This is a genomic window from Dermatophilus congolensis, assembly GCF_900187045.1.
GTDB lineage: Bacteria > Actinomycetota > Actinomycetes > Actinomycetales > Dermatophilaceae > Dermatophilus > Dermatophilus congolensis.
Window position 1 is genome coordinate 447,727 of record NZ_LT906453.1, and the last position, 18,547, is coordinate 466,273.

General features: G+C 58.6%; 17 protein-coding genes. 7 read left to right on the top strand and 10 right to left on the bottom strand.

What is annotated here, in order from left to right; all coding sequences use genetic code 11:
• Window position 1 precedes the first annotated feature (1 nt).
• The 7 genes from CKV89_RS01890 to CKV89_RS01920 form a co-directional block, all read right to left on the bottom strand.
• A complete protein-coding gene (locus CKV89_RS01890) occupies window positions 2-571 on the bottom strand; it encodes an urease accessory protein UreE (RefSeq protein ID WP_051277534.1) in 570 nt (189 codons plus the stop codon).
• Complete coding sequence (gene ureC, locus CKV89_RS01895; protein WP_028327243.1) at window positions 571-2,283, bottom strand: urease subunit alpha; 1,713 nt, start codon at window positions 2,281-2,283, stop codon at window positions 571-573. The genes CKV89_RS01890 and ureC overlap by 1 nt, the downstream gene beginning before the upstream one ends.
• Window positions 2,280-2,651: an urease subunit beta gene (locus tag CKV89_RS01900; RefSeq protein WP_084441046.1), complete on the bottom strand. Its 372-nt coding sequence runs from the start codon at window positions 2,649-2,651 to the stop codon at window positions 2,280-2,282. Before CKV89_RS01900 ends, ureC begins: the two co-directional genes overlap by 4 nt.
• A gap of 38 nt (window positions 2,652-2,689) precedes the next feature.
• A complete protein-coding gene (locus CKV89_RS01905) occupies window positions 2,690-2,992 on the bottom strand; it encodes an urease subunit gamma (RefSeq protein ID WP_028327242.1) in 303 nt (100 codons plus the stop codon).
• 377 nt (window positions 2,993-3,369) lie between these two features.
• On the bottom strand, window positions 3,370-4,815 hold the full coding sequence (locus CKV89_RS01910; RefSeq protein ID WP_034401182.1) for an alanine/glycine:cation symporter family protein: 1,446 nt from the start codon (window positions 4,813-4,815) through the stop codon (window positions 3,370-3,372).
• Window positions 4,816-4,972: 157 nt separating this feature from the next.
• The gene (locus tag CKV89_RS01915; RefSeq protein ID WP_051277533.1) at window positions 4,973-5,923 is read right to left on the bottom strand and encodes an Fpg/Nei family DNA glycosylase; all 951 of its coding nucleotides are present in this window, start codon (window positions 5,921-5,923) and stop codon (window positions 4,973-4,975) included.
• A gap of 429 nt (window positions 5,924-6,352) precedes the next feature.
• Window positions 6,353-7,357: a LacI family DNA-binding transcriptional regulator gene (locus CKV89_RS01920; RefSeq protein WP_034401179.1), complete on the bottom strand. Its 1,005-nt coding sequence runs from the start codon at window positions 7,355-7,357 to the stop codon at window positions 6,353-6,355.
• Window positions 7,358-7,530: 173 nt separating this feature from the next.
• On the opposite strand from CKV89_RS01920, the gene modA reads away from it, so the two are divergent.
• The 6 genes from modA to CKV89_RS01950 all read left to right on the top strand — a co-directional run bounded on the left by modA (window position 7,531) and on the right by CKV89_RS01950 (window position 13,655).
• Window positions 7,531-8,292 carry a molybdate ABC transporter substrate-binding protein gene (modA, locus tag CKV89_RS01925; RefSeq protein ID WP_197697064.1) on the top strand — a complete coding sequence of 254 codons (762 nt, stop codon included), beginning with the start codon at window positions 7,531-7,533 and terminating at the stop codon, window positions 8,290-8,292.
• Window positions 8,289-9,095 (top strand): ABC transporter permease, encoded by an 807-nt coding sequence (locus CKV89_RS01930; RefSeq protein WP_324603349.1) that lies wholly within the window; start codon window positions 8,289-8,291, stop codon window positions 9,093-9,095. Before modA ends, CKV89_RS01930 begins: the two co-directional genes overlap by 4 nt.
• Window positions 9,092-10,171, top strand: coding sequence for an ABC transporter ATP-binding protein (locus tag CKV89_RS01935; RefSeq protein ID WP_197697065.1), 1,080 nt, complete (start codon window positions 9,092-9,094; stop codon window positions 10,169-10,171). Before CKV89_RS01930 ends, CKV89_RS01935 begins: the two co-directional genes overlap by 4 nt.
• Window positions 10,172-10,574: 403 nt before the next feature.
• Complete coding sequence (locus tag CKV89_RS01940) at window positions 10,575-11,039, top strand: V4R domain-containing protein (protein ID WP_028327237.1); 465 nt, start codon at window positions 10,575-10,577, stop codon at window positions 11,037-11,039.
• A gap of 172 nt (window positions 11,040-11,211) precedes the next feature.
• Entirely contained in the window at window positions 11,212-12,726 is a 1,515-nt protein-coding gene (locus CKV89_RS01945) for a gluconokinase (protein WP_028327236.1), read from the top strand.
• Window positions 12,723-13,655, top strand: coding sequence for a DUF4031 domain-containing protein (locus CKV89_RS01950; protein ID WP_084441041.1), 933 nt, complete (start codon window positions 12,723-12,725; stop codon window positions 13,653-13,655). The genes CKV89_RS01945 and CKV89_RS01950 overlap by 4 nt, the downstream gene beginning before the upstream one ends.
• Window positions 13,656-13,662: 7 nt before the next feature.
• Here CKV89_RS01950 and CKV89_RS01955 read toward each other — a convergent pair whose 3' ends face one another.
• The 3 genes from CKV89_RS01955 to CKV89_RS01965 are packed head-to-tail and all read right to left on the bottom strand — an operon-like array spanning window position 13,663 to window position 16,725.
• Window positions 13,663-14,715 (bottom strand): glycosyltransferase, encoded by a 1,053-nt coding sequence (locus CKV89_RS01955; RefSeq protein WP_051277531.1) that lies wholly within the window; start codon window positions 14,713-14,715, stop codon window positions 13,663-13,665.
• Between the two features lie 25 nt (window positions 14,716-14,740).
• Complete coding sequence (locus CKV89_RS01960) at window positions 14,741-15,430, bottom strand: TVP38/TMEM64 family protein (RefSeq protein WP_084441040.1); 690 nt, start codon at window positions 15,428-15,430, stop codon at window positions 14,741-14,743.
• Window positions 15,427-16,725: a glycosyltransferase gene (locus CKV89_RS01965; protein ID WP_051277530.1), complete on the bottom strand. Its 1,299-nt coding sequence runs from the start codon at window positions 16,723-16,725 to the stop codon at window positions 15,427-15,429. The genes CKV89_RS01960 and CKV89_RS01965 overlap by 4 nt, the downstream gene beginning before the upstream one ends.
• A 552-nt stretch (window positions 16,726-17,277) precedes the next feature.
• Here CKV89_RS01965 and CKV89_RS01975 point away from each other — a divergent pair.
• Window positions 17,278-18,546: a phospholipase D-like domain-containing protein gene (locus CKV89_RS01975; protein ID WP_084441038.1), complete on the top strand. Its 1,269-nt coding sequence runs from the start codon at window positions 17,278-17,280 to the stop codon at window positions 18,544-18,546.
• The last annotated feature ends 1 nt before the right edge of the window (window position 18,547 follow it).

Consider the following 18,547-nt stretch of genomic DNA (forward strand, 5'->3'; position numbering starts at 1 on the left):
GTCAGTGTTGGTGTTCGGCGTGGCGGAAGGGGGTGTCGAGTTCGACATCTTCGATGGTGTAGTCGACGTGGAGGCTTTCGAGGTGGTCGGTGACGGTGTGGTCGTAGGGAGTGAGGAAGACGACTTGGCCGAACTGTGCCCCGAATTGCGTGCTGTCGTCGAAGAACTGGACTTGACGGTGCCGGTTTCCCAGGGCGTGTGCGGCTTCTCCCATCTGACGGATGCAGCTGGGCCGCACAACGATGACTCGTGTGGTGGTGGTTTCGATAGTGATGAAGCTGGTGTCAGTGACGGCGATGACATCTCCGGGGCGTAGAGCTGGCGATCCGGAGGGCAGACGTAGGGATATTTCTCGGCCTTTGTCAGTGCGTAGTCGCTGGATTCGTTTGGCGAGAGCTTCGTTGTGGAGGCGAATGGTTTCGCGCTCTCGGTGACCGTGATGCTCTCCGGGAGTGTGGATGAGGTGTTCAGGTGTGCCGTCAGTGATGTTGAAGATGACAGCGGTTGAGTGGATGGGGGGTAGTGATTCCTGGCTCTCCGCTGCTGGGGTGTTGGGTGTTGTGTCAGTCATTAGAAGAGCCAATACCTTTGTGCGCCTGCCAGGGTGGTGGCGGGGGTGGATGTGATGCGTTCGCCGTCTACTCGAACTTCGTATGTTTGTGCATCGACTTCGATGCTGGGGGTGGCGTTGTTGAATTTCATGTCCGCTTTGGTGAGCTGGCGGATGTCTTCAACGGGCGCGACGTGCCGTTTGAGACGGAGTCTGCGGGCGACGCCAGCGTTGACTGCTGCCATGGACATGAAGGAAATGGAGGATTCGGCCAGTGCGCCGCCGTAGCTGGCGAATTGTTGGCGGAAGGTTTGTGGTTGGGGGGTGGGGATGGATCCGTTGGGGTCGCCTTGCATGGCGCCAAGGATGAGTCCGCCTTTAATAACCAGGTCGGGTTTGACGCCGAAGAAGGCGGGTTCCCAGAGCACTAGGTCTGCCCATTTTCCGACTTCAACTGATCCGATGAGGCGGGACATGCCTTGGGCGATAGCTGGGTTGATCGTGTACTTGCTGATGTATCGCTTGACGCGGTTGTTGTCGTTGTATTCGCAGTCTCCAGGCAGGTGGCCGCGGGTTTTGAGCATGTGGTCGGCGGCTTGCCAGGTGCGAAGCACGACTTCACCGACGCGGCCCATGGCTTGGCTGTCGGAGCTCATCATGGAGAACACGCCCATGTCGTGCAGGACGTCTTCGGCAGCGATGGTTTCTGGGCGGATGCGAGAGTCGGCGAATGCGACGTCTTCGGGGATTTCTCGGGAGAGGTGGTGGCACACCATGAGCATGTCCATGTGCTCGTCGATGGTGTTACGTGTGAAGGGCATTGTGGGGTTTGTGGATGCGGGAAGCACGTTTTTCAGCCCGGCCATCGTGATGATGTCGGGGGCGTGGCCACCGCCTGCGCCTTCGGTGTGGAAGGTGTGAATGACGCGTCCATCGATGGCACGAATGGTGTCTTCGACAAAGCCACCTTCGTTGAGGGTGTCGGTGTGGATGGCTACTTGGACGTCATACTCATCAGCAACTTTGAGGGAGTTGTCGATGGAGGCGTGGGTGGCTCCCCAGTCTTCGTGAATTTTTAGGCCGCAGGCGCCCATGACGATTTGTTCTGCCAAGGGGGAGGTCATGGAGGCGTGCCCTTTGCCGAGGATTCCCACGTTGATGGGTAGTCCTTCAAAGGCTTGCAGCATGCGGCCGATATGCCAGGCACCGGGGGTGATGGTGGTGGCTTTGGTTCCTTCGGCGGGGCCGGTGCCTCCGCCAACGAAGGTGGTGACTCCTCCGGCGAGCGCAGTGGGGACTTGTTCTGGGCTGATGAAGTGGATGTGAGTGTCGATGCCGCCAGCGGTGAGGATTTTGTGTTCGCCGGCGATGATTTCTGTTGATGGGCCGATCGTCATGTCAACGTCGTCCATGATGTTGTTGTTTCCGGCTTTGCCGATGGCGCAAATGCGTCCGTCTCGGATGCCGATGTCGGCTTTGTAGATGCCGGTGTAGTCGATGATGAGGGCACCGGTGATGACGGTGTCGGGGATCATTTCGGCGCGGTTGACGTTGCCGTCTTGGCCCATGCCGTCGCGGATGGTTTTTCCGCCGCCGAAGACGGCTTCGTCTCCGTATCCGGTGAGGTCTTTTTCGACTTTGACGAACAGGTCTGTGTCGGCGAGGCGGACCGAGTCGCCGGTGGTGGGGCCGTAGAGGTCGTTGTATTGGCGGCGGGGGATCCTGAGGGTCATTTTTCTGCCCCTTTCAGGGTGGTTGGGTGGGCCCAGGCTTGTTCTTCGATGATTTCGGGTGCGTCGAGGGGGCCGTTCACGCGGTTGCGGAAGCCGTAGACGCGGCGCAGTCCTGCCAGGGCAACGAGTTCGACATTTTTGTGGTCGCCGGGTTCGAATCGCACGGCGGTGCCTGAAGGAATATTGAGGCGGAAGCCGCGAGTAGCGGGGCGGTCAAATTCCAGGGCGCGGTTAACTTCGTAGAAGTGGTGGTGGGAGCCGACTTGGACTGGTCGGTCGCCGATGTTTACGACATCGATGGTTTTTGTTTCTCTGCCGTGGTTGGCAACGATTTCTTCGTCGCTGGCCACGATTTCGCCAGGGGTCATGGTTGTCCTTGCTGGGGGTGTGTTACGGCGGGTGGGGTTTAGCGGATGGGGTCGTGAACGGTGACGAGTTTGGTGCCGTCGGGGAAGGTCGCTTCGATTTGTACGTCATGGATCATTTCGGGCACTCCTTCCATGACGTCTTCGCGGGTGAGGATGGTTGTTCCCCAGCTCATGAGGTCATCGACGGTGCGGCCATCGCGGGCCCCTTCGATGAGTTCGTAGCTGATGATGGCGACGGCTTCGGGGTAGTTGAGTTTGAGGCCGCGGGCTTGGCGTCTGCGGGCGAGGTCGGCGGCTACGACGATGAGCAGTTTGTCTTGCTCTCGTGGGGTCAGGCGCATGGTGCTCCTATGGGGCGGGACGGTAGTTCGTTCAGACCGTAAACCCGGTGGGGGGTACCTATGGCACGCAATAAGCGCAAATTATTTTCGCAATATTTGCGCATTTATTCAGCAAGGACTCAGTAGTTCCACATGCAGGAATAGATATTAGGGATATTCACCAATAACCCGGTGAGAGCAGAAAATTGAATCCACTTCAAAAATCACCAAAAGACTCATTTGGCTGGATTTTTCGCGAATAAGATCCTATCAACCAAACCTCTGCAGATCTTCAAACAAAAGGAAGGAGTGGGCTGCAATGCAGCCCACTCCTTCCTTAAAGAAGCATCAATAAAAACTATTCACAGCCACCTCACTGAAAAGCGTGGTATTTGCGACTATTTCCAGACATCAGTAGGGATATCACGCGGCAAATTCGAGTTACCTTCACCGCGGAAGCGTGGCTCATCGATACCAGCCGCCTTTTGAGCTTCGTAGTCACGAAGCGCTCCAACAACCCACTTCGAGAGCGCGATGAGACCGATGATGTTGATGAGCGTTGTCAAAGCCATCGCGGTGTCCATGAGCGCCCACACTGTTTTCAACGCCAGCACAGAGCCGACTCCGGTGGTCAACACCACCAAGGCGGCAGCTAGGCGGTTACGCGTGTTGTAACCACGCAAGAAGTCGACGTTGACGGAGGCATACGCGTAAGCGCCCAGAATCGAGCTGAATCCGAAGAAAAAAATCATGATCGACATAGGCCACACTGCCCAGCTGCCCAGCTGTGAAGTAACCGCGTTAACGGTCAGGCTGGCGGCAGCATTTTCAGCTTCCGATGCAGCCGGCACTACACCTGGCACGTACACGCTTGATCCGCTGGACAAAATGATGAACGCAGTGGCAGTGCAGATGATCATTGAGTCGACGAGAACACCGAGAGATTGAATGAACCCCTGCTGCACCGGATGAGCAACCGTGGCAGTGGCAGCCGCGTTGGGGTTGGTCGCCATACCTGCTTCATTGGTGAAAAGCCCGCGTTGAGCGCCGTTAAGCACAGCTGCGGTGACACCGCCTGCCACCCCGGCCAGGCCAGGTCGAATCCCAAAGGCACCGGAGATGATGTCAGATAGGAACCCCGGAACACTGCCGATGTTCATGACAACAACTGTCACAGCGATACATACGTATCCGATAGCCATCAAGGGGCTGAGGATTTCTGTCGTGCGGGCTACGCCGCGCACCCCTGCAAAAACCACGAGCGCTGTTAGGGCCATGAGCAATAGGCCAGTAGCCCATACCGGAATACCGTGAGCGTTTTCCAGAGCGAGGGCGATGGTGTTGCCTTGAACCATGGGCATGGCGATGACCATGCAGAACACGAGTGCAGCCGCGATACCTACTCCCCATGAGCGAGATTGCAAGCCATAGGAGAGGTAGTAGGCGGTGCCGCCACGGTAGGTGCCGTCTGTGTTGGAGACTTTAAATACCTGGGCCAGGGTGGCTTCAAAGAACGAGGTGGCCATGCCAACAGCGGCGATCACCCACATCCAGAAGATCGCTCCGGGGCCGCCGAGCACGAGCGCCAAGGCCACACCGGTGATGTTGCCGATGCCGATACGGGTGGCCATGCCCATGGCGAATGCCTGAAATGAGGAGATCCCTCCGTTGGCTCCTTTGCGTGAAGCTAGCGAGTGACTCAGTAGGTGGGGAAAGTGACGTATCTGCACAGCACGGGTGCGCAAGGTGAAATATAGGCCTCCGCCGATAAGGAGGGCGACAAGGAAGTAGGTGTATACGAAGCCGTTGAGGGCGCCAAGGTAGGCGGTGAGGGCGTCAATCATGAGGCGGCGGGTCCCTGTGTTGTTGTGGGCAAATCAGTGTTGCTGTGTTGAGGTTGTTGTGATGATTACGCGCTTACCCTGTCACCCTTTGAATCTCGAGCTGGGTGTAGTCCTTTGAGCGAGATGCTGGTCGGGGGTCTGCGTTGCAGGGTTTTAGTCAGTGCGCCAGACGTCCCAGTAGAGACTGTTCACGCAGTTTTTTGCGTGCTTCGACGGCAGGTCGGCGCCGAGAAAGTGGCTGGCATACGGGGCACCAGAAGAGGTTGCGGTTGCCGATGACAGTGCTGCGCACCTGGGTGTGACAGATGTAGCAGGCTTGTTCGGCGCGGCGGTAGACATAGACTTCGCCGCCGTGGGGGTCTTCTCGAGGTGGCCGGTTCATGGCTTCGGGGGTGTGTTCTGGGCGGACGGTGTCGATTTGTCCATGGTTGACGGCATAACGCATGAGCTGGACCAGGTCTGCCCAGAGGTCGTCGAATTCGCTCTTTTTAAGGGCCAGGCCCGGCAGCATGGGGTCTAGGCCTGCCCGGTAGAGAGCTTCAGCGCGGAAGATGTTGCCGACTCCGGCGAAGATTTTTTGGTCCATGAGGAGCAGGGCAATGGGTTGTTTGGATTTGCGAACTAGGTTCCAGGCGCGATCGGGGTCTGCGTCCTCGCGCAGTGGGTCAGGGCCCAGGCGTTTAAGAACTTTGTTGAATCCGTCAGAATCGAGGATTTCGCAGATGGCGGGGCCGGATAGGTCAGCCCAGGCAGTGTCGTTTTCTAGTCGCCACCTAATCGCCCCGAGAACGGGACGGTCCGTTTCGCCAGAGAAGGCAGGGGTGGTTTGAAGGTCGAGAGTGATTTTTTCGCCGAGGCGTTCGGTGGCGTCTGTGGTGTGGTGAACGCTGATGCGTCCGGCCATGCCGAGGTGAACGTGGATGGTGCGTGGGCCGAAGTGGGCGAAAAAGTGTTTACCGACTGCTTCAGCACAGATGAGTTCGAGGCCGTCGATGCTGGCTGCGCCGTCGCTGAAGCGTCCTTGGGGACTACTGGAGCGGGTAATGGTGCCGGCGAATGCTCGGTCGTAGGCGCTGGCCATGCGGTGAATGACGTGTCCCTCGGGCATGGGTTAACTGTAGTGATTCAGTGGTGCGCTGATGCTGGCCAGGCCTGGGCCTCGGTTGGTAGGTGTGTGGGTGGGTGGCGACGCATGTGACTGGTGCGCCGCCACCGTTCCCCTGCGGTTCGCCGTCGGTTCCCGTTAGCCGTCGGCGGTGGCCTGTCGCGAATCCCCCGATAACGCGTTCGGCCTGCTGGGACGCTTCATTACCCGCCTTGGTCGTGAAGCGTTGTCGGTGCCGTGTGCACCGGTTTCACGGTTGTCGTGCCTCAGCCAAGGTGTGGACGGACCCCCGTTCGTCTTTTCCTCGCTGTTGCGGCTGCCGTGTAGTGGTGTTCTTTCGTGTCACGTGTCTTATCGGTTTCCGGACGGGTGACTTGAACTTTTGGCTGATTTTTTTGGCCGATTGTCCAGGTTGGGTGTTCCTGGCTCCGGTTAGGTTCTGCGGCAGGTTGATTGGCGAATGATGAGGCGGGATCCGGTGAGCGGGGCGGGTTCGATGTGGCGGGCTTTGTGCTCAATGAGGGCTGCGAGGGTTTCGATGCCAGCTTGTGCCATTTCGGTCACGGGCTGGGTGACGCAGGTCAGTGGCGGGTTGGTTAGTTCGAACCAGGGTTCATCGTCGTAGGCGGTGAGGCCGATTTGGGGGCCGACGTCGATGTTGCGGCGTTGAAGCTCGTGTAGGGCTCCTTGGGCGACGAGGTTCGATAGCGCCACGATGACATCTGGTGGCTGTGGGGATTCGAGGAGTTTTGTGGTTGCTTGGGTTCCGTGCTCTGCGGTGAAGTCCCCGTGGTGGATAGGGATGGGAAAGTCGTTATAGCCAGCACGGGTTAACGCTTGGAGGGCGATGTGGGCGCGGCCGTGACCGGTGGATACGGAGGTGGGGCCGCTGATGATTGCGGGGCGCTGGTATCCCTGTTCGTACAGGTGGGTGGCGAGGTCTTCCAGCGCACAGGTGGGGTCGTTGAGGATGCTGGCGTGGGCTTCGATGGTGGTGCGCCGGTCGATGGCGACGATGGGGGTTCCTGATTGAGCAATGCGGTCCAGGCTGCCGGTGCTGTTGTCTGCTAGGACGATGAAAAGTCCGTCAACTTGTTGTCTGAGCAGTATGGAAGTCACGCGAGCTTGCTCGTCAGGGTCTTCACTGCCGGTGGCGATGGTCAGCGTCCATCCTCGGGCACGACATTGGGCTTCAATGCTGGCAGCCAGGCGGGTGATAAAGGGGTTAGCTAGCGAGGCAACAACGAGTCCGATGGTGCCGGTGCGTCCTGTGCGCATGGCTGCTGCAACAGCGTTGGGGTGGTAATGCAGCTCAGCGGCTGCGGCTTGGACACGTTGACGAGTGGCAGGGGTGACTCGATCACTGCCGGACAGTGCGCGGGAGACGGTTGCTACGGACACTCCGGCTAGTGCCGCCACGTCACGAATAGTGGTCATCGAGTATGAGCCTAAAGGGGCTGCGGGATGCCTGGTTACGCCCCACAAGACAAGGGCGTGACTAGGCGATGTATTGGTGTGCGCTGGTGTGAGCGTGTTGTGTTGTGTGTTTGCGGTTTGATGGGGGTGTGAAGTCGCAGGTATTTGCTGGTTTGTGTTGATGGGTGGGTTGTGTGGTGAAAGCTCGTTGGCTGATCGGTGGTGTGGTGGTGGCGATGTGCATGGCTGGGTGTGGTGGGGCGGTGGTGGAGTCGGATGGTTCATCGGGGGTGGTGACTGTGTTCGCTGCAGCCTCGTTGAAGGAGTCGTTTACGCATATCGGTGAAGAGTTCTCGCGTACGCATCCGGGGGTGCAGGTGCGGTTCAATTTCGGTCCTAGCTCTGGCTTGGCACAGCAGATTGAAGCGGGGGCGCCTGCGGATGTTTTTGCTTCGGCTAGTCCAGTTCCGATGGAACAGGTTCGTGGGGCTGGCCTCGTTGATGAGCCGGTGTCGTTTGCGCGCAATTCTTTGCGTATTGCTGTTCCTGTTGATAGCGCTGGTCAGGTGGGAAAGGTGGAGGATCTTGGGCGCGCAGATGTCAAGGTTGCCCTGTGTGAACAGTCGGTTCCGTGTGGGGTTTTAGCGGCGAAGGTGTTGGAAAAGGCATCTGTAGATGTGCAGCCGGTTACGCGTGAGGTCGATGTGAAGGCAGTGGTGACGAAAGTTATTTTGGGGGAGGTGGATGCTGGGTTGGTGTACGGGACGGATGTAGTTGCCGCTGCTGGAAAGATCAAAGGTGTGGAGATTCCCGAGCAGATGAATGCGTGGACTTCATATCCGTTGGCAGTGGTACGCCGGGCGCAGAATGGGCCTGCCGCGCAGGCATTTGTGCAGTCGGTGCGGGGAGAAATGGGTAAAAAGATCTTGACGTCGGCGGGGTTTGGTGCACCGTGAGTAACGGTCGTTCGCCGATGGGGGGTACGCCGTGGCCAGTGCGTGGGGTTGCGCTGGTGGGGGCGGCGTTTTTGTTGCTTCCGGTTGTGGCATTGGTGGCGCGGGTGCCGTGGGGAGAGTTGTTTTCGTTGGTGTTTGCGCCGGCGGTTTTAGTGGCTCTGCGGCTTTCGTTGGTGAGTGCCTCGGTTGCGACAGCGCTGTCGTTGGTTGTGGGGGTGCCGTTGGCGTGGGTGTTGGCGCGGTCGCAGCGCCGTGGTGTGGGGGTTTTGCGTGCGTTGGTGACGTTGCCGTTGGTGCTACCGCCGGTGGTGGGGGGTGTGGCGTTGTTGTTGGCGTATGGGCGTGCAGGTTTGGTGGGGCGGTGGCTGGATGTGTGGTGGGAGGTGAGTCTTCCTTTCACGATGGTGGCGGTGGTGGTGGCCGAAATGTTTGTTGCGATGCCGTTTTTGGTGGTGACCGTGGCTGGTGCGTTTGCGGCGGTGGATCGGGGGTTAGAGGAGGCTGCGGTGACGTTGGGGGCCTCGAGGTGGCAGGTTTTTTGGTCTGTGTCTTTGCCGTCGGTGGCGCCATCGTTGGTGGCTGGAACGGTGTTGTGCTGGGCGCGGGCGTTGGGTGAGTTTGGCGCCACGGTCACGTTTGCGGGCAGTTTGCCAGGCAGTACGCAGACGATGCCGTTGGCGGTGTATTTGGCGATGCAGTCAGATCCGCAGGCGGCGATTGCGTTGTCGCTGGTGTTGCTGGGGGTGTGCGTGTCTGTGTTGGTGGGGTTGCGTTCGTATTGGTGGCCGGGGGTGGGGCGGTGAAAGAGTTGTTTTTTGATGGGCGGGTTCGTCGTGGTGGGTTTGTGGTGGAAGCTTCTTTTGAGGTGTTTCCGGGGCAGGTGTTGGCGTTATTGGGGCCCAATGGTGCTGGCAAGAGCAGTGTGCTGCGTGCAGTGGCGGGTCTGGAGGTACTGGAGAGTGGGCAGCTGCGGCTAGGTGCAGTGACGGTAGATAATCCGCAAGCGGGCGTGTTTGTGTCTGCGCAGCAGCGGAATGTGGGGGTGATGTTCCAGGATTACCGGCTGTTTGGGCATATGAGCGTGGTGGGCAATGTTGCTTTTGGGCTGCGGATGCGAGGGGTGTCTGGGCGGGAGGCAACGGCGCGTGCGTTGCAGTGGCTGCAGCGGTTGGGGATTGGGGATCTTGGGCGCAGGCGTCCAGGGGAATTGTCAGGAGGGCAGGCTCAGCGGGTGGCGCTGGCAAGGGCGTTGGCTTGTGAACCGGATGTGCTGGTGCTGGATGAACCGACTGCTGCATTGGATTCAGCTACGCGGCGGGAGGTACAGGGATGTGTGCGCGAGCATGTGGCGCAGTTTCGTGGGCCGGTTTTGCTGGTCACTCATGATCCGGTGGAGGCGATGGTGATGGCCGATGCAGTGATGGTTGTGGAGGAGGGCAGAGTAGTTCAGTACGGCCCCACGGTGCAGGTAGCAGAGCATCCGGCAACAGAGTTTGTGGCGGATCTGGTGGGGGTGAATCTCTTTGAGGGGGTTTGGGGGCAGGACGGTGCGATACGGCTTGCCGGGGGTGGGATGTTGCATGCGGCGGCCGGGGTGAGTTTTCCGGATGGGGCACGTGTGTTTGCTGCGGTTCGGCCAGAGTCGGTGTCGGTGTTTGGGGAGCGTCCGGGGGTGGGCTCGCCGCGGAATGTGTGGCGTGGCCGAGTGCTCACGGTCGACATGGTGGGTGCGCGGGTGCGGCTTCATGTTGCTGGGCCGCCTGATGTTCGGGTTGAAGTGACTGCTGCTGCGTTGGTTGAACTGGGATTATCTCCTGGCATGCAGGTATGGCTTTCGGTGAAAGCTACAGAAGTGTCTGTGTATTTTCCAGAGGTCTAAAAGGTCTTTTTTCTGTGGTGTACCGGCCCAGCAGATTGTGGCGTACGGATTTAACGGAATTTTCTGTGACAGTAACCACGTGCGCAGATATTGATTTTCTAGGGCACTGATTTAGCGTGCTTTTCTTATCAAGCTCGGCGCGTTTGTCTTTTCTGCTTCGCCTTAACGCAGACGCGCATATCACGTGGCCGGACAACCGTTCAGATTCACATTCTTTCTGCTCCAACGAAATACCCACTCAAAGAGCATGGACGTATACGCAGCCCACACCGTGGGTCACCGCTGCGCTTCTAGTCTGAACCGTGAACAGGCCCGCCGACTGGGTGCACTGCCCTGCCGGGCCAATCCGTGTGTCAGGAACACCTCACACGACACAACACGCAGATCACGAGGTACTACCTACATGCCCACCAACACACGCCCCACCCTTGGCAAGTTTGTCGCAGCCGAATGCCTCCAGCAGATGCGTCTGCACGTCGAAGACCTCGCTGGCCCAGGCCCCGTCCTCGGCGCTGGCCGTATGCGCGGCGCTGGACTGGTAGAGCTTTTGGGAAAAACTGGCGCTTCCCCCTCTATTGATGACGCCACCGACATCCTGCAGAAAGCTCTGGGCCTGGACGGCACCCGTCTGGCCATTGTCGATGACATCACCGAAGACAACGGCACCTACACCGTGCGCATCCACGAAGGCGCCTGCTCTTTTGACCGTAAGTCCGACGAGCCAATGTGCGCTTACACCCTCGGTGTTTTCGTCGGCGCTATCGGCAGTCTTTACGGCGCAACCATGACCGGCAAAGAACTCGAATGCGAGGCCATGGGCGACTCACAGTGCGTCTACCGCATCAAGCGCCACATCGCCCTGGACTGAAAAACCCTCAATCCCCTCCCCCCTCTTTTTATTTGCTCTCCACCACGACAACTGCTGAACCGAGTCAGCACGGACCGCCCTCCTGTGCTCACTCGGTTCACGCATGCCTGCGCCAACACATCAGATCCTCACCACCCAGCCGCACCTCAACTCCTCACTAGACTGAGTCACCATGGCGGAAGAGAGCTTCAGCGTCCAGCCCCTTGAGGCAACCACTCCCCTCATCCTGGCCATCGATATCGGATCCACTGGCAGCCGTGGCTGTATCTACGACGCAACCGGACGCCCCGTCAATAAACACCGCATTAAAGTCCGCCACGCCTTCACTACCGCCCCCAACGGACACTGCACCCTGGACCCCAACCACACTCTTCACGAAGTCATCGACATCATCGACGCCCTCACGAGCAGTAACATCGCACCTCATATCGCTGGCGTCGCTATGGACACTTTCGCCCCTACTCTCATCGGCATCGACACCAATAACTACGCCATCACCCCTTGTCTTACGTACGCCGATTCCCGCGCCAGCAGCCAAGCTACTGCCCTGCGCCGTGATCTTGATCCTCACGAAATCACTCAACGCAGCGGAGCCCACCTGCACACCGCTCACTGGGCAGCGACCATTCGTTGGTGGCATGACAATGACCCGCAGGTCGCGCACCGCGTCCACCGCTGGGTGACCCTCGGCGAATACATCTGGCTCCACCTGCTCGGAGTCACCAATATCGCAACCTCCACGGCTGCCTGGACTGGTCTGCTCAACCGTCACACTTGCCAGTGGGACGCTCCTCTTTTAGAGGCCGCAGGAATCGTCGAGGAACACCTGTCTGCCATTGCAGACCCTGACCAACCCAGCTTCCCTAACACCTCTTATGTGCCCAACCGGTGGCCAGCCCTGGCGCAGGTTCCTTGGTACCCAGTTATCCCTGATGGTCTTGCCGCCAATCTTGGGGCTGACGCCACGAGCACCGCCACTCCTCTAGCGTCATTCGCTACTTCTGGAGCAATACGTGTCATCACCGGCAACACTCCTACAGTTCTTCCTTCTGGACTGTGGTGTTACCGCGTTGATCAACAGCGCAGCATCCTTGGTGGTGCACTCAACGATGTAGGCCGTATGAATACGTGGTTAGAAAATGTTCTGCGGTTACCCGACCCAAGGGCCTGTCACGACATCCTCATGGCCGATCCTGCGGCCATGACTCCCTTGGTATTGCCTTTCCTGACGGGTGAACGCTCTACTGGGTGGGCGGGCCATGCTCGGGGCGCGCTGCGCGATGTGAGTTACACCGACACTCCTGCAGCTCTTTACCGTGGCTGTTTTGAAGGGGTTGCTCTTACGTATGCGCGTTTGGCGCGGCAGCTTTTTGAGGTGGTTGGTGCACCTGATCAGCTGCGCGCTGCAGGGCGCGTCTCTACCAGTGTTCCGGCTCTGCTGCAGCTTGTTGCCGATGCAACTGGGGTGCCGGTTGAGCCTGTAGCCATTAAACGCTCCACTATGCATGGAGCTGCTTTGTATGGCTTGGCGTCGTTAGCGCCTGAGGTTCCTCGTTGTGAGGTTTTTGTTGACACTGCGGCTAAGCCGTTTGTGCACCGCGAGCAGTACTACGCAGACCGGATGCGGCGTTTTGAGGTTCTTTATGAGGCCACCATCGTGCGGAACGTTGGAGGAGTAAATTTGTGATCCTTGTTGACTGGCCCCAGTGGCCTGCGCACGGATTTTTGTGGGCGCATCTCATTTCCGATACGTCTGTCGATGAGCTTCATGCTTTTGCTCGCGCCAATGCGCTTTCTCCGCGTGCTTTTGATCTGGATCACTACGATGTCGCTGCTGAGAGCATCGAGGGGTTAATCGCTGCGGGAGCCAGGCAGGTTTCTTCTAAGGAGCTGCTGCGCGCTCTGGTTACCTCTGGTTTGCGGGTGCCAGCGCATCGTCGGGATATTGAGAGGTTCCGATATCGGCAACGGGATCTGTGGCAGCGGTGGGCTGTGCTTGGTGATGTGGTTCCGGTACTTTCACGCTCGTCGGATTGGCGTGATCGCTGGTTTTCTCTTGGTGAGCAGGTCTTGCAGCGGTGCTCAGAGCCTCATCGGCATTATCACGACCTTGATCATTTGCATGATGTGCTGCAGTGTTTGCAGCTTCTTGGTGATCTGGGTGTCGTGATCTCGGATGCGTGTGTGGCTGCGGCGTGGTTTCACGATGTTGTGTATGCGGCGCGTCCGGGTGAGGATGAGCGTGCTTCGGCTGCGGTGGCGGTTGATTCTTTGCGGCGGTTGTCTGTGGAGTCGTCTTTTGTGGATGAGGTGCGGCGGTTGATCTTGTTGACGACCGATAGCACTGCTGTAGCTGTTGATGATTCTGGGGCTGCGTTGGTGGATGCGGATTTGGCTGTTTTGGCTGGTTCGCCAGTGAGGTATCAGAAGTATGTACAGGGAGTGCGTCGTGAGTACGGCGTGATTCCTGATGAGGTGTTTTGTGCGGGCAGGGCTGCGTTGCTGAGTCGGTTCTTGGAGCAGGAGTGGATTTATCGCACGGACGCAGGGCGGCAGCGGTGGGAGCGCTGGGCGCGGGTGAACGTGGCTCGTGAGATCGCGGAACTGTCTGTGTAGTGAGTTGTCAGCGGCGTCGCGTGGATGGGGTGTCCGGGTTGGGGGCGGTGCCTGCGCAGATGGCCAGGAAGCGTTGGGCGACGCGATCGAGTGAGTATTCCTGCATGCGGTGGCGGGCTGCTTGGGTCAGGTCGGGGGCTTCACCGGCAAGGATTGCGCGGGCTTTATGTTCGAATTCCTCGAGGTTGCGTGCCTTGTGGACGATTTCGTTTTCGGGTAGCCAGGAGTCGTAGACGGGGATGTCGCGGACGAGGGTGGGGGTTCCGGAGGCGAGTGCTTCGAGAACGACGATGCCTTCGGTTTCTTCGTGGCTGGCGAAGCAGAAGAGGTTGGCTGCGGCGTAGGCGTCGCGGACTTCGGCTGCGGGTACGTAGCCGGGTAGGTGCACGTTGGGGGGTGCGGTGTCGATGGCTCGTTTGACGGCTTTGGACATGGTGGCGCGGGGGGTGTGGCCGAACCAATAGAACTGAGCTTGGGGGATGCGTCGGGCGAGGTCGATCCAGTCGGTGAATCCTTTGCGGACCATGAGGTGTCCGACGGCTACGACGAGGGGGGTGTGGGGGGCGATGTTGTGACGTTCTCGGAATTGTTTTCCTGCTGCTGGTTTTCCGTGGAAGAAGTCGATGTCGACGCCGTTGGTGAGGGGATAGATGGGAGCGTCGAGTTGATAGCGGGTAAGCAGTTTTTTGGCGTAGGGGGTGGGGGTGATGATGGCGTCTCCGCCAGCGTAGACATGTCCGAGCCAGCGTCCGAAGAGCGGTGCAATGTGGTTTGCCCCCGCCCAGGAGTTTTCAAAGTCTTGTTGGGTGGAGTGGGCGAATTGGATGACGCGGATGCCTTGTTTGCGTGCCCAGCGGCCGACGATGACTGAGTCAGGGAAGACGGTGTTGAGGACGAGTACGTCGGGGTGTTCATTGAGGCGGACAAGACGGATGCCGGGGTGGTGGAGCATGTGGCGTTGGTGGCGCATTGCTGCGCCGAGTCCGCTTTGGGTGACGAGGCGTCCGGTGCCGTTGTAGTGGTGGACGCGTAGTTGGTGGTGGGGGTGTGTGTCGGTCATCGGTGCTTCCTACGGGGCGGGTGGGCTAGGCGCCGATGCCGGGGAAGATGAGGTTGATGAGTGCGAGCACTCCGAAACTGTAGGCGAGGATGGACCACGGTTTGAGCAGGATAATGATGAGGGAGAAGGTACGTAGTCTCATCGTGGTCAGGCCTGAGAGATAGCAGAGGAAATCGTCGGGGGCCACGGGCATGGCGATAGCTATGGCGAAGTAGCGGGTGTAGTGGGGGTGGGTGAGCCAGCCGAGGTATTTGTCGAGTGTTTTGGGGCTGAAGCGTGCGCGTAGGACGTCCATGCCCAGTTGTCGTCCGATGAGGAAGGCGCCGATGGAGCCGATGACGGTTCCGAGGTAGGCGTAGATGCTTCCTTTGACGGCTCCGAAGAGAACGGGGGCGGCGATGACGGTGATGCCCCCGGGAAGGATGGGGAAGATGGCTTGGGCGATGCACAAGCCGATGTACCCCAGGGGGGCCAGGATGCCGAGGCGGTCGAGGAAGTCTCGTAGGGCTGGGACGGAGTGGAAGATTCCGGTGAGGAATCCGTAGATGACGAATGCTGCGCAGGCCAGCAGGCTGATTGCGGTGATCCAGCGAGAGATACGTAGGAATGTGGCTGCTTGGGGGCTGGTGGCCTGGCGGCGTTGGAAGTGTGCGAGGCGTTTTTCGCGGTGTGTTTGGTGGTGGTGTTCGGGTGAGGGGGGCGTGCTGTTGTTCATGCGACGCGACCGATTCGGGGTGAGATGCGGCGGCGGTCGATGACCTCTTCGTAGGCTTTGATGATTTTGTGGACGAAGGCGGTTTCGGAGTGGTTGAGGGCGGTAGCGCGGGCTTCTTGACCGAGTTGGGTGCGCAGCTTTGGGTTGGTGAGTAGTTCGGTCATGCGGTCGGTGAATTCTTCGGGGCTGTGGTACTGGTAACCGTTTACTCCTTGGGTGACAAGGTCATCCAAGACGGGGTCAGCTGCGCAGAGGATGGGCAGTTCGCTGGCGAGGGCTTCGAGGTAGGTGAGTCCTTGTGTTTCGCTGCGGGAGGAGGAGACGAATATGTCGCCGATGCGGTAGAAGGCGCAGACGTATTCGGGGTCAACGGCGCCGGTGAAGATGACCTTGTCGTTGAGTCCCATGCGGTGGGCTTGCTGGTGGAGGTTGCTTGCGTAGGGCCCGTCACCGACGACGACGAATCTCCATGGGATTTCCTCGGGGAGGGTTTTGAGGAGGTTAAAGGTTTCGACGAGGCCTTTTTCTTGGGCGAGTCGTCCGACGTAGAGGATGACGGTTTCGTTTTCGTTGATGCCTAGGCGTTTGTGTAGTTCCGGGCGGGTCGTATGGGCGTCGGTGGGGGTGGGGGTGTTGATGGGGACGGTTCGGTGCAGGTGGTTGGGTGCTGATGGTCCGGCGTCGGCGGGGGTGGTGCGGGGATGATCCGTGGCACCTAGTTCGGTGTGGCCCAGGCTGGAGGTGAATCTGGTGAGGTTAATGCCGGTGGGTATGACGGCTACTGGGGTGGTGACGCCGTAGCCGTCGAGGAGACCTTTGACCTTGCGGGTGGGTGAGATGACAAGGTCGGTAGCTCCCATCATGTGGCGGGAGCCGATGGCGACTGCCCCTTTGCCGACTTTTTCGCTGGGGCTGAAGTAGTGGGTGTAGTCCTCGTAGACGGTGTGATAGGTGTGCACGTGGGGTGCGTTGGTGTGTCTGGTGAGGCGGCGTGCCCAGAGGTAGGCGGTGAATTCGGTGTGTGAGTGGAGGATGTCTGGGCCCCATTCGCAGATGCTGGTGAGCACTTTGCGGTCGGTAGGGCGGGCGAGTCGGGCTCCGGGGTAGATGGCTCCGATGCCGATAAAGGCAAGTCGGTAGACGTCTCCGTCGAAGGAGGAGGTGCGTGCGTCGCCGGGGGTGATGACGCGGACGTCGTGTCCTTGGGCGATGAGTCCGCTTTGGAGGGTGCGCACGGAGGTGACGACTCCGTTGACCATGGGCGAGTAGCTGTCGCTGAGTAGCAGGATTTTCACAGCTGTGCTCCCTGTTCTCCTGTGCGGGTGGTGTGGCGAGGTGTAGTGGTGGTGGTGTTGTGGGGGTCAGATGGGGTCGACCTGCCTGTGGGGCGGGTCGTTCGAGTGTTTTGCGGACTGGCGTGGGTCCGGCTGTCTCGGGTTGTGGCCATCAGGGTCAGAATGTCATGTCGAGGTGGCGGGATGCTGAAATTGGTGGGGTGTGCCGGGCTCTGGGTGGTTGTTGGTAGCTGCTATTGCGCTGTGGGCTGGGGTGGTGGTCATGTTCTTTCGTTGTTATCGATGTCGGTGTGAAGTTGGCCTCAGGAGAGGATGACGGGTCTGGTGACTTTTTTGGGGGTGTGGGGGTTTTTTCGTCTTTGGGTGGCTGTTTTTTGTGGTGATTACGCGCTTGGCGAAGGGTGGTCACGGTTGTGTGTTGTGAATGAGGTTGGATGGATTTGGTCGAGTTAGTTTGAGGCATGTGACTTTTGCTGTGGGGTGTTTTGATGCCGGTGCACCAGGCAAGCGTTTCGAGCTGCTCAATGCGAGAACGCGTTTTATGGTGTGAGCATGTCGAAGATCGGTATACGGCGTTCTCCGAGTTTGCTGATGGGGCACGCAGTGAAGGTTGCTGCAGTGACGAGCTTGGCAATTCAGGCGGGGACGGTCGCGGGCCTGATTGCTTTTGATGCATATAAGAAGCGCGGGCGGCGTAAACGCGTCCAGTTCACTCGGCCGGGAACTTTTGAAAACCGTGTGGGTGAAAATAGTGTTCAGATCTTCACATATGGTGCTGATCTATACGAAGAGATGATTTCCGATATTGAGAAAGCAAAGCATTCCGTTTTGCTTGAAACTTACCTATGGAAGAGCGATGAGGTAGGCACTCGCTTCCGTGATGCATTAAATGACGCAGCTCGGCGAGGAGTTGAAGTCAAAGTAATTTTTGACGGAATGGGAAATCTGGTAGTCAATCCGTTCTTTTACAAGTTCGATCCTTCTGTGCAGGTATTCCGCCTTCCGATTTTTCGCCCTCAGTTTATTTTTAACCCGATTGACTTCTCCGGATTAACGCATCGGAAAATGCTCATTGTTGATCATGAGTGCGCCTACGTGGGGGGCTACAACTTAGGATCTCTGTATGCGACCCAGTGGCGAGACACCCATGTGAAGCTAACGGGACCGGAAACATGGGAGCTGCAGCATTCTTTCCGCGTGGTGTGGAATAGGTTGGCAGCACGCGGACGGGGCCGAGAGGCGATGTCCCGCATTGACTCAAATGAGGCTTGGGATTCAAAAATTCGATCGGTAGATAATATTCCTGCTCGACGGACTTACCCGATTCGATCAATGTATTTGTCGGCTATCGATAAGGCCGATGATCATATTTTCTTAACCACTGCTTATTTTATCCCAGACCAGCAGGTTCTGGATGCACTTATTCAGGCCAGCCAGCGTGGGGTCGACGTACGTATTTTGATCCCTAAGGATTCGAATCACATTTTGGCTGACTTTGTGTCGCGGGGGTATTGGCGAAGGCTACTTGATGCAGGGGTGACGGTGCTGCTGTACGAGGACGCCATGATTCACGCGAAGACGATGACGGTGGACGGAAAGTGGTCCACGATCGGCACTGCCAATATTGACCGGCTGTCTTTGTCTTTCAACTACGAAGTCAATACAGAGATCACTGATGCTGGGGTAGCCGCATCTATGGAGAAAATTTTCCACGCAGATGCAGGCAACGCTCACGCACTGACCCGGGAAGAGTGGCAACAGCGTCACCGGTTAGCGAGGTTCGCGGAGATCGTAGTGGCTCCATTTGCCCCGCTTATGTAAC

Excerpts from the sequence above, each read along its gene's own strand:
- CKV89_RS01890 (WP_051277534.1), bottom strand. The coding sequence starts at position 571 with ATGACTGACACAACACCCAACACCCCAGCAGCGGAGAGCCAGGAATCA.
- ureC (WP_028327243.1), bottom strand. The coding sequence starts at position 2,283 with ATGACCCTCAGGATCCCCCGCCGCCAATACAACGACCTCTACGGCCCC.
- CKV89_RS01900 (WP_084441046.1), bottom strand. The coding sequence starts at position 2,651 with ATGACCCCTGGCGAAATCGTGGCCAGCGACGAAGAAATCGTTGCCAAC.
- CKV89_RS01905 (WP_028327242.1), bottom strand. The coding sequence starts at position 2,992 with ATGCGCCTGACCCCACGAGAGCAAGACAAACTGCTCATCGTCGTAGCC.
- CKV89_RS01910 (WP_034401182.1), bottom strand. The coding sequence starts at position 4,815 with ATGATTGACGCCCTCACCGCCTACCTTGGCGCCCTCAACGGCTTCGTA.
- CKV89_RS01915 (WP_051277533.1), bottom strand. The coding sequence starts at position 5,923 with ATGCCCGAGGGACACGTCATTCACCGCATGGCCAGCGCCTACGACCGA.
- CKV89_RS01920 (WP_034401179.1), bottom strand. The coding sequence starts at position 7,357 with ATGACCACTATTCGTGACGTGGCGGCACTAGCCGGAGTGTCCGTAGCA.
- CKV89_RS01940 (WP_028327237.1), top strand. The coding sequence starts at position 10,575 with ATGCCCACCAACACACGCCCCACCCTTGGCAAGTTTGTCGCAGCCGAA.
- CKV89_RS01945 (WP_028327236.1), top strand. The coding sequence starts at position 11,212 with ATGGCGGAAGAGAGCTTCAGCGTCCAGCCCCTTGAGGCAACCACTCCC.
- CKV89_RS01955 (WP_051277531.1), bottom strand. The coding sequence starts at position 14,715 with ATGACCGACACACACCCCCACCACCAACTACGCGTCCACCACTACAAC.
- CKV89_RS01960 (WP_084441040.1), bottom strand. The coding sequence starts at position 15,430 with ATGAACAACAGCACGCCCCCCTCACCCGAACACCACCACCAAACACAC.
- CKV89_RS01975 (WP_084441038.1), top strand. The coding sequence starts at position 17,278 with ATGTCGAAGATCGGTATACGGCGTTCTCCGAGTTTGCTGATGGGGCAC.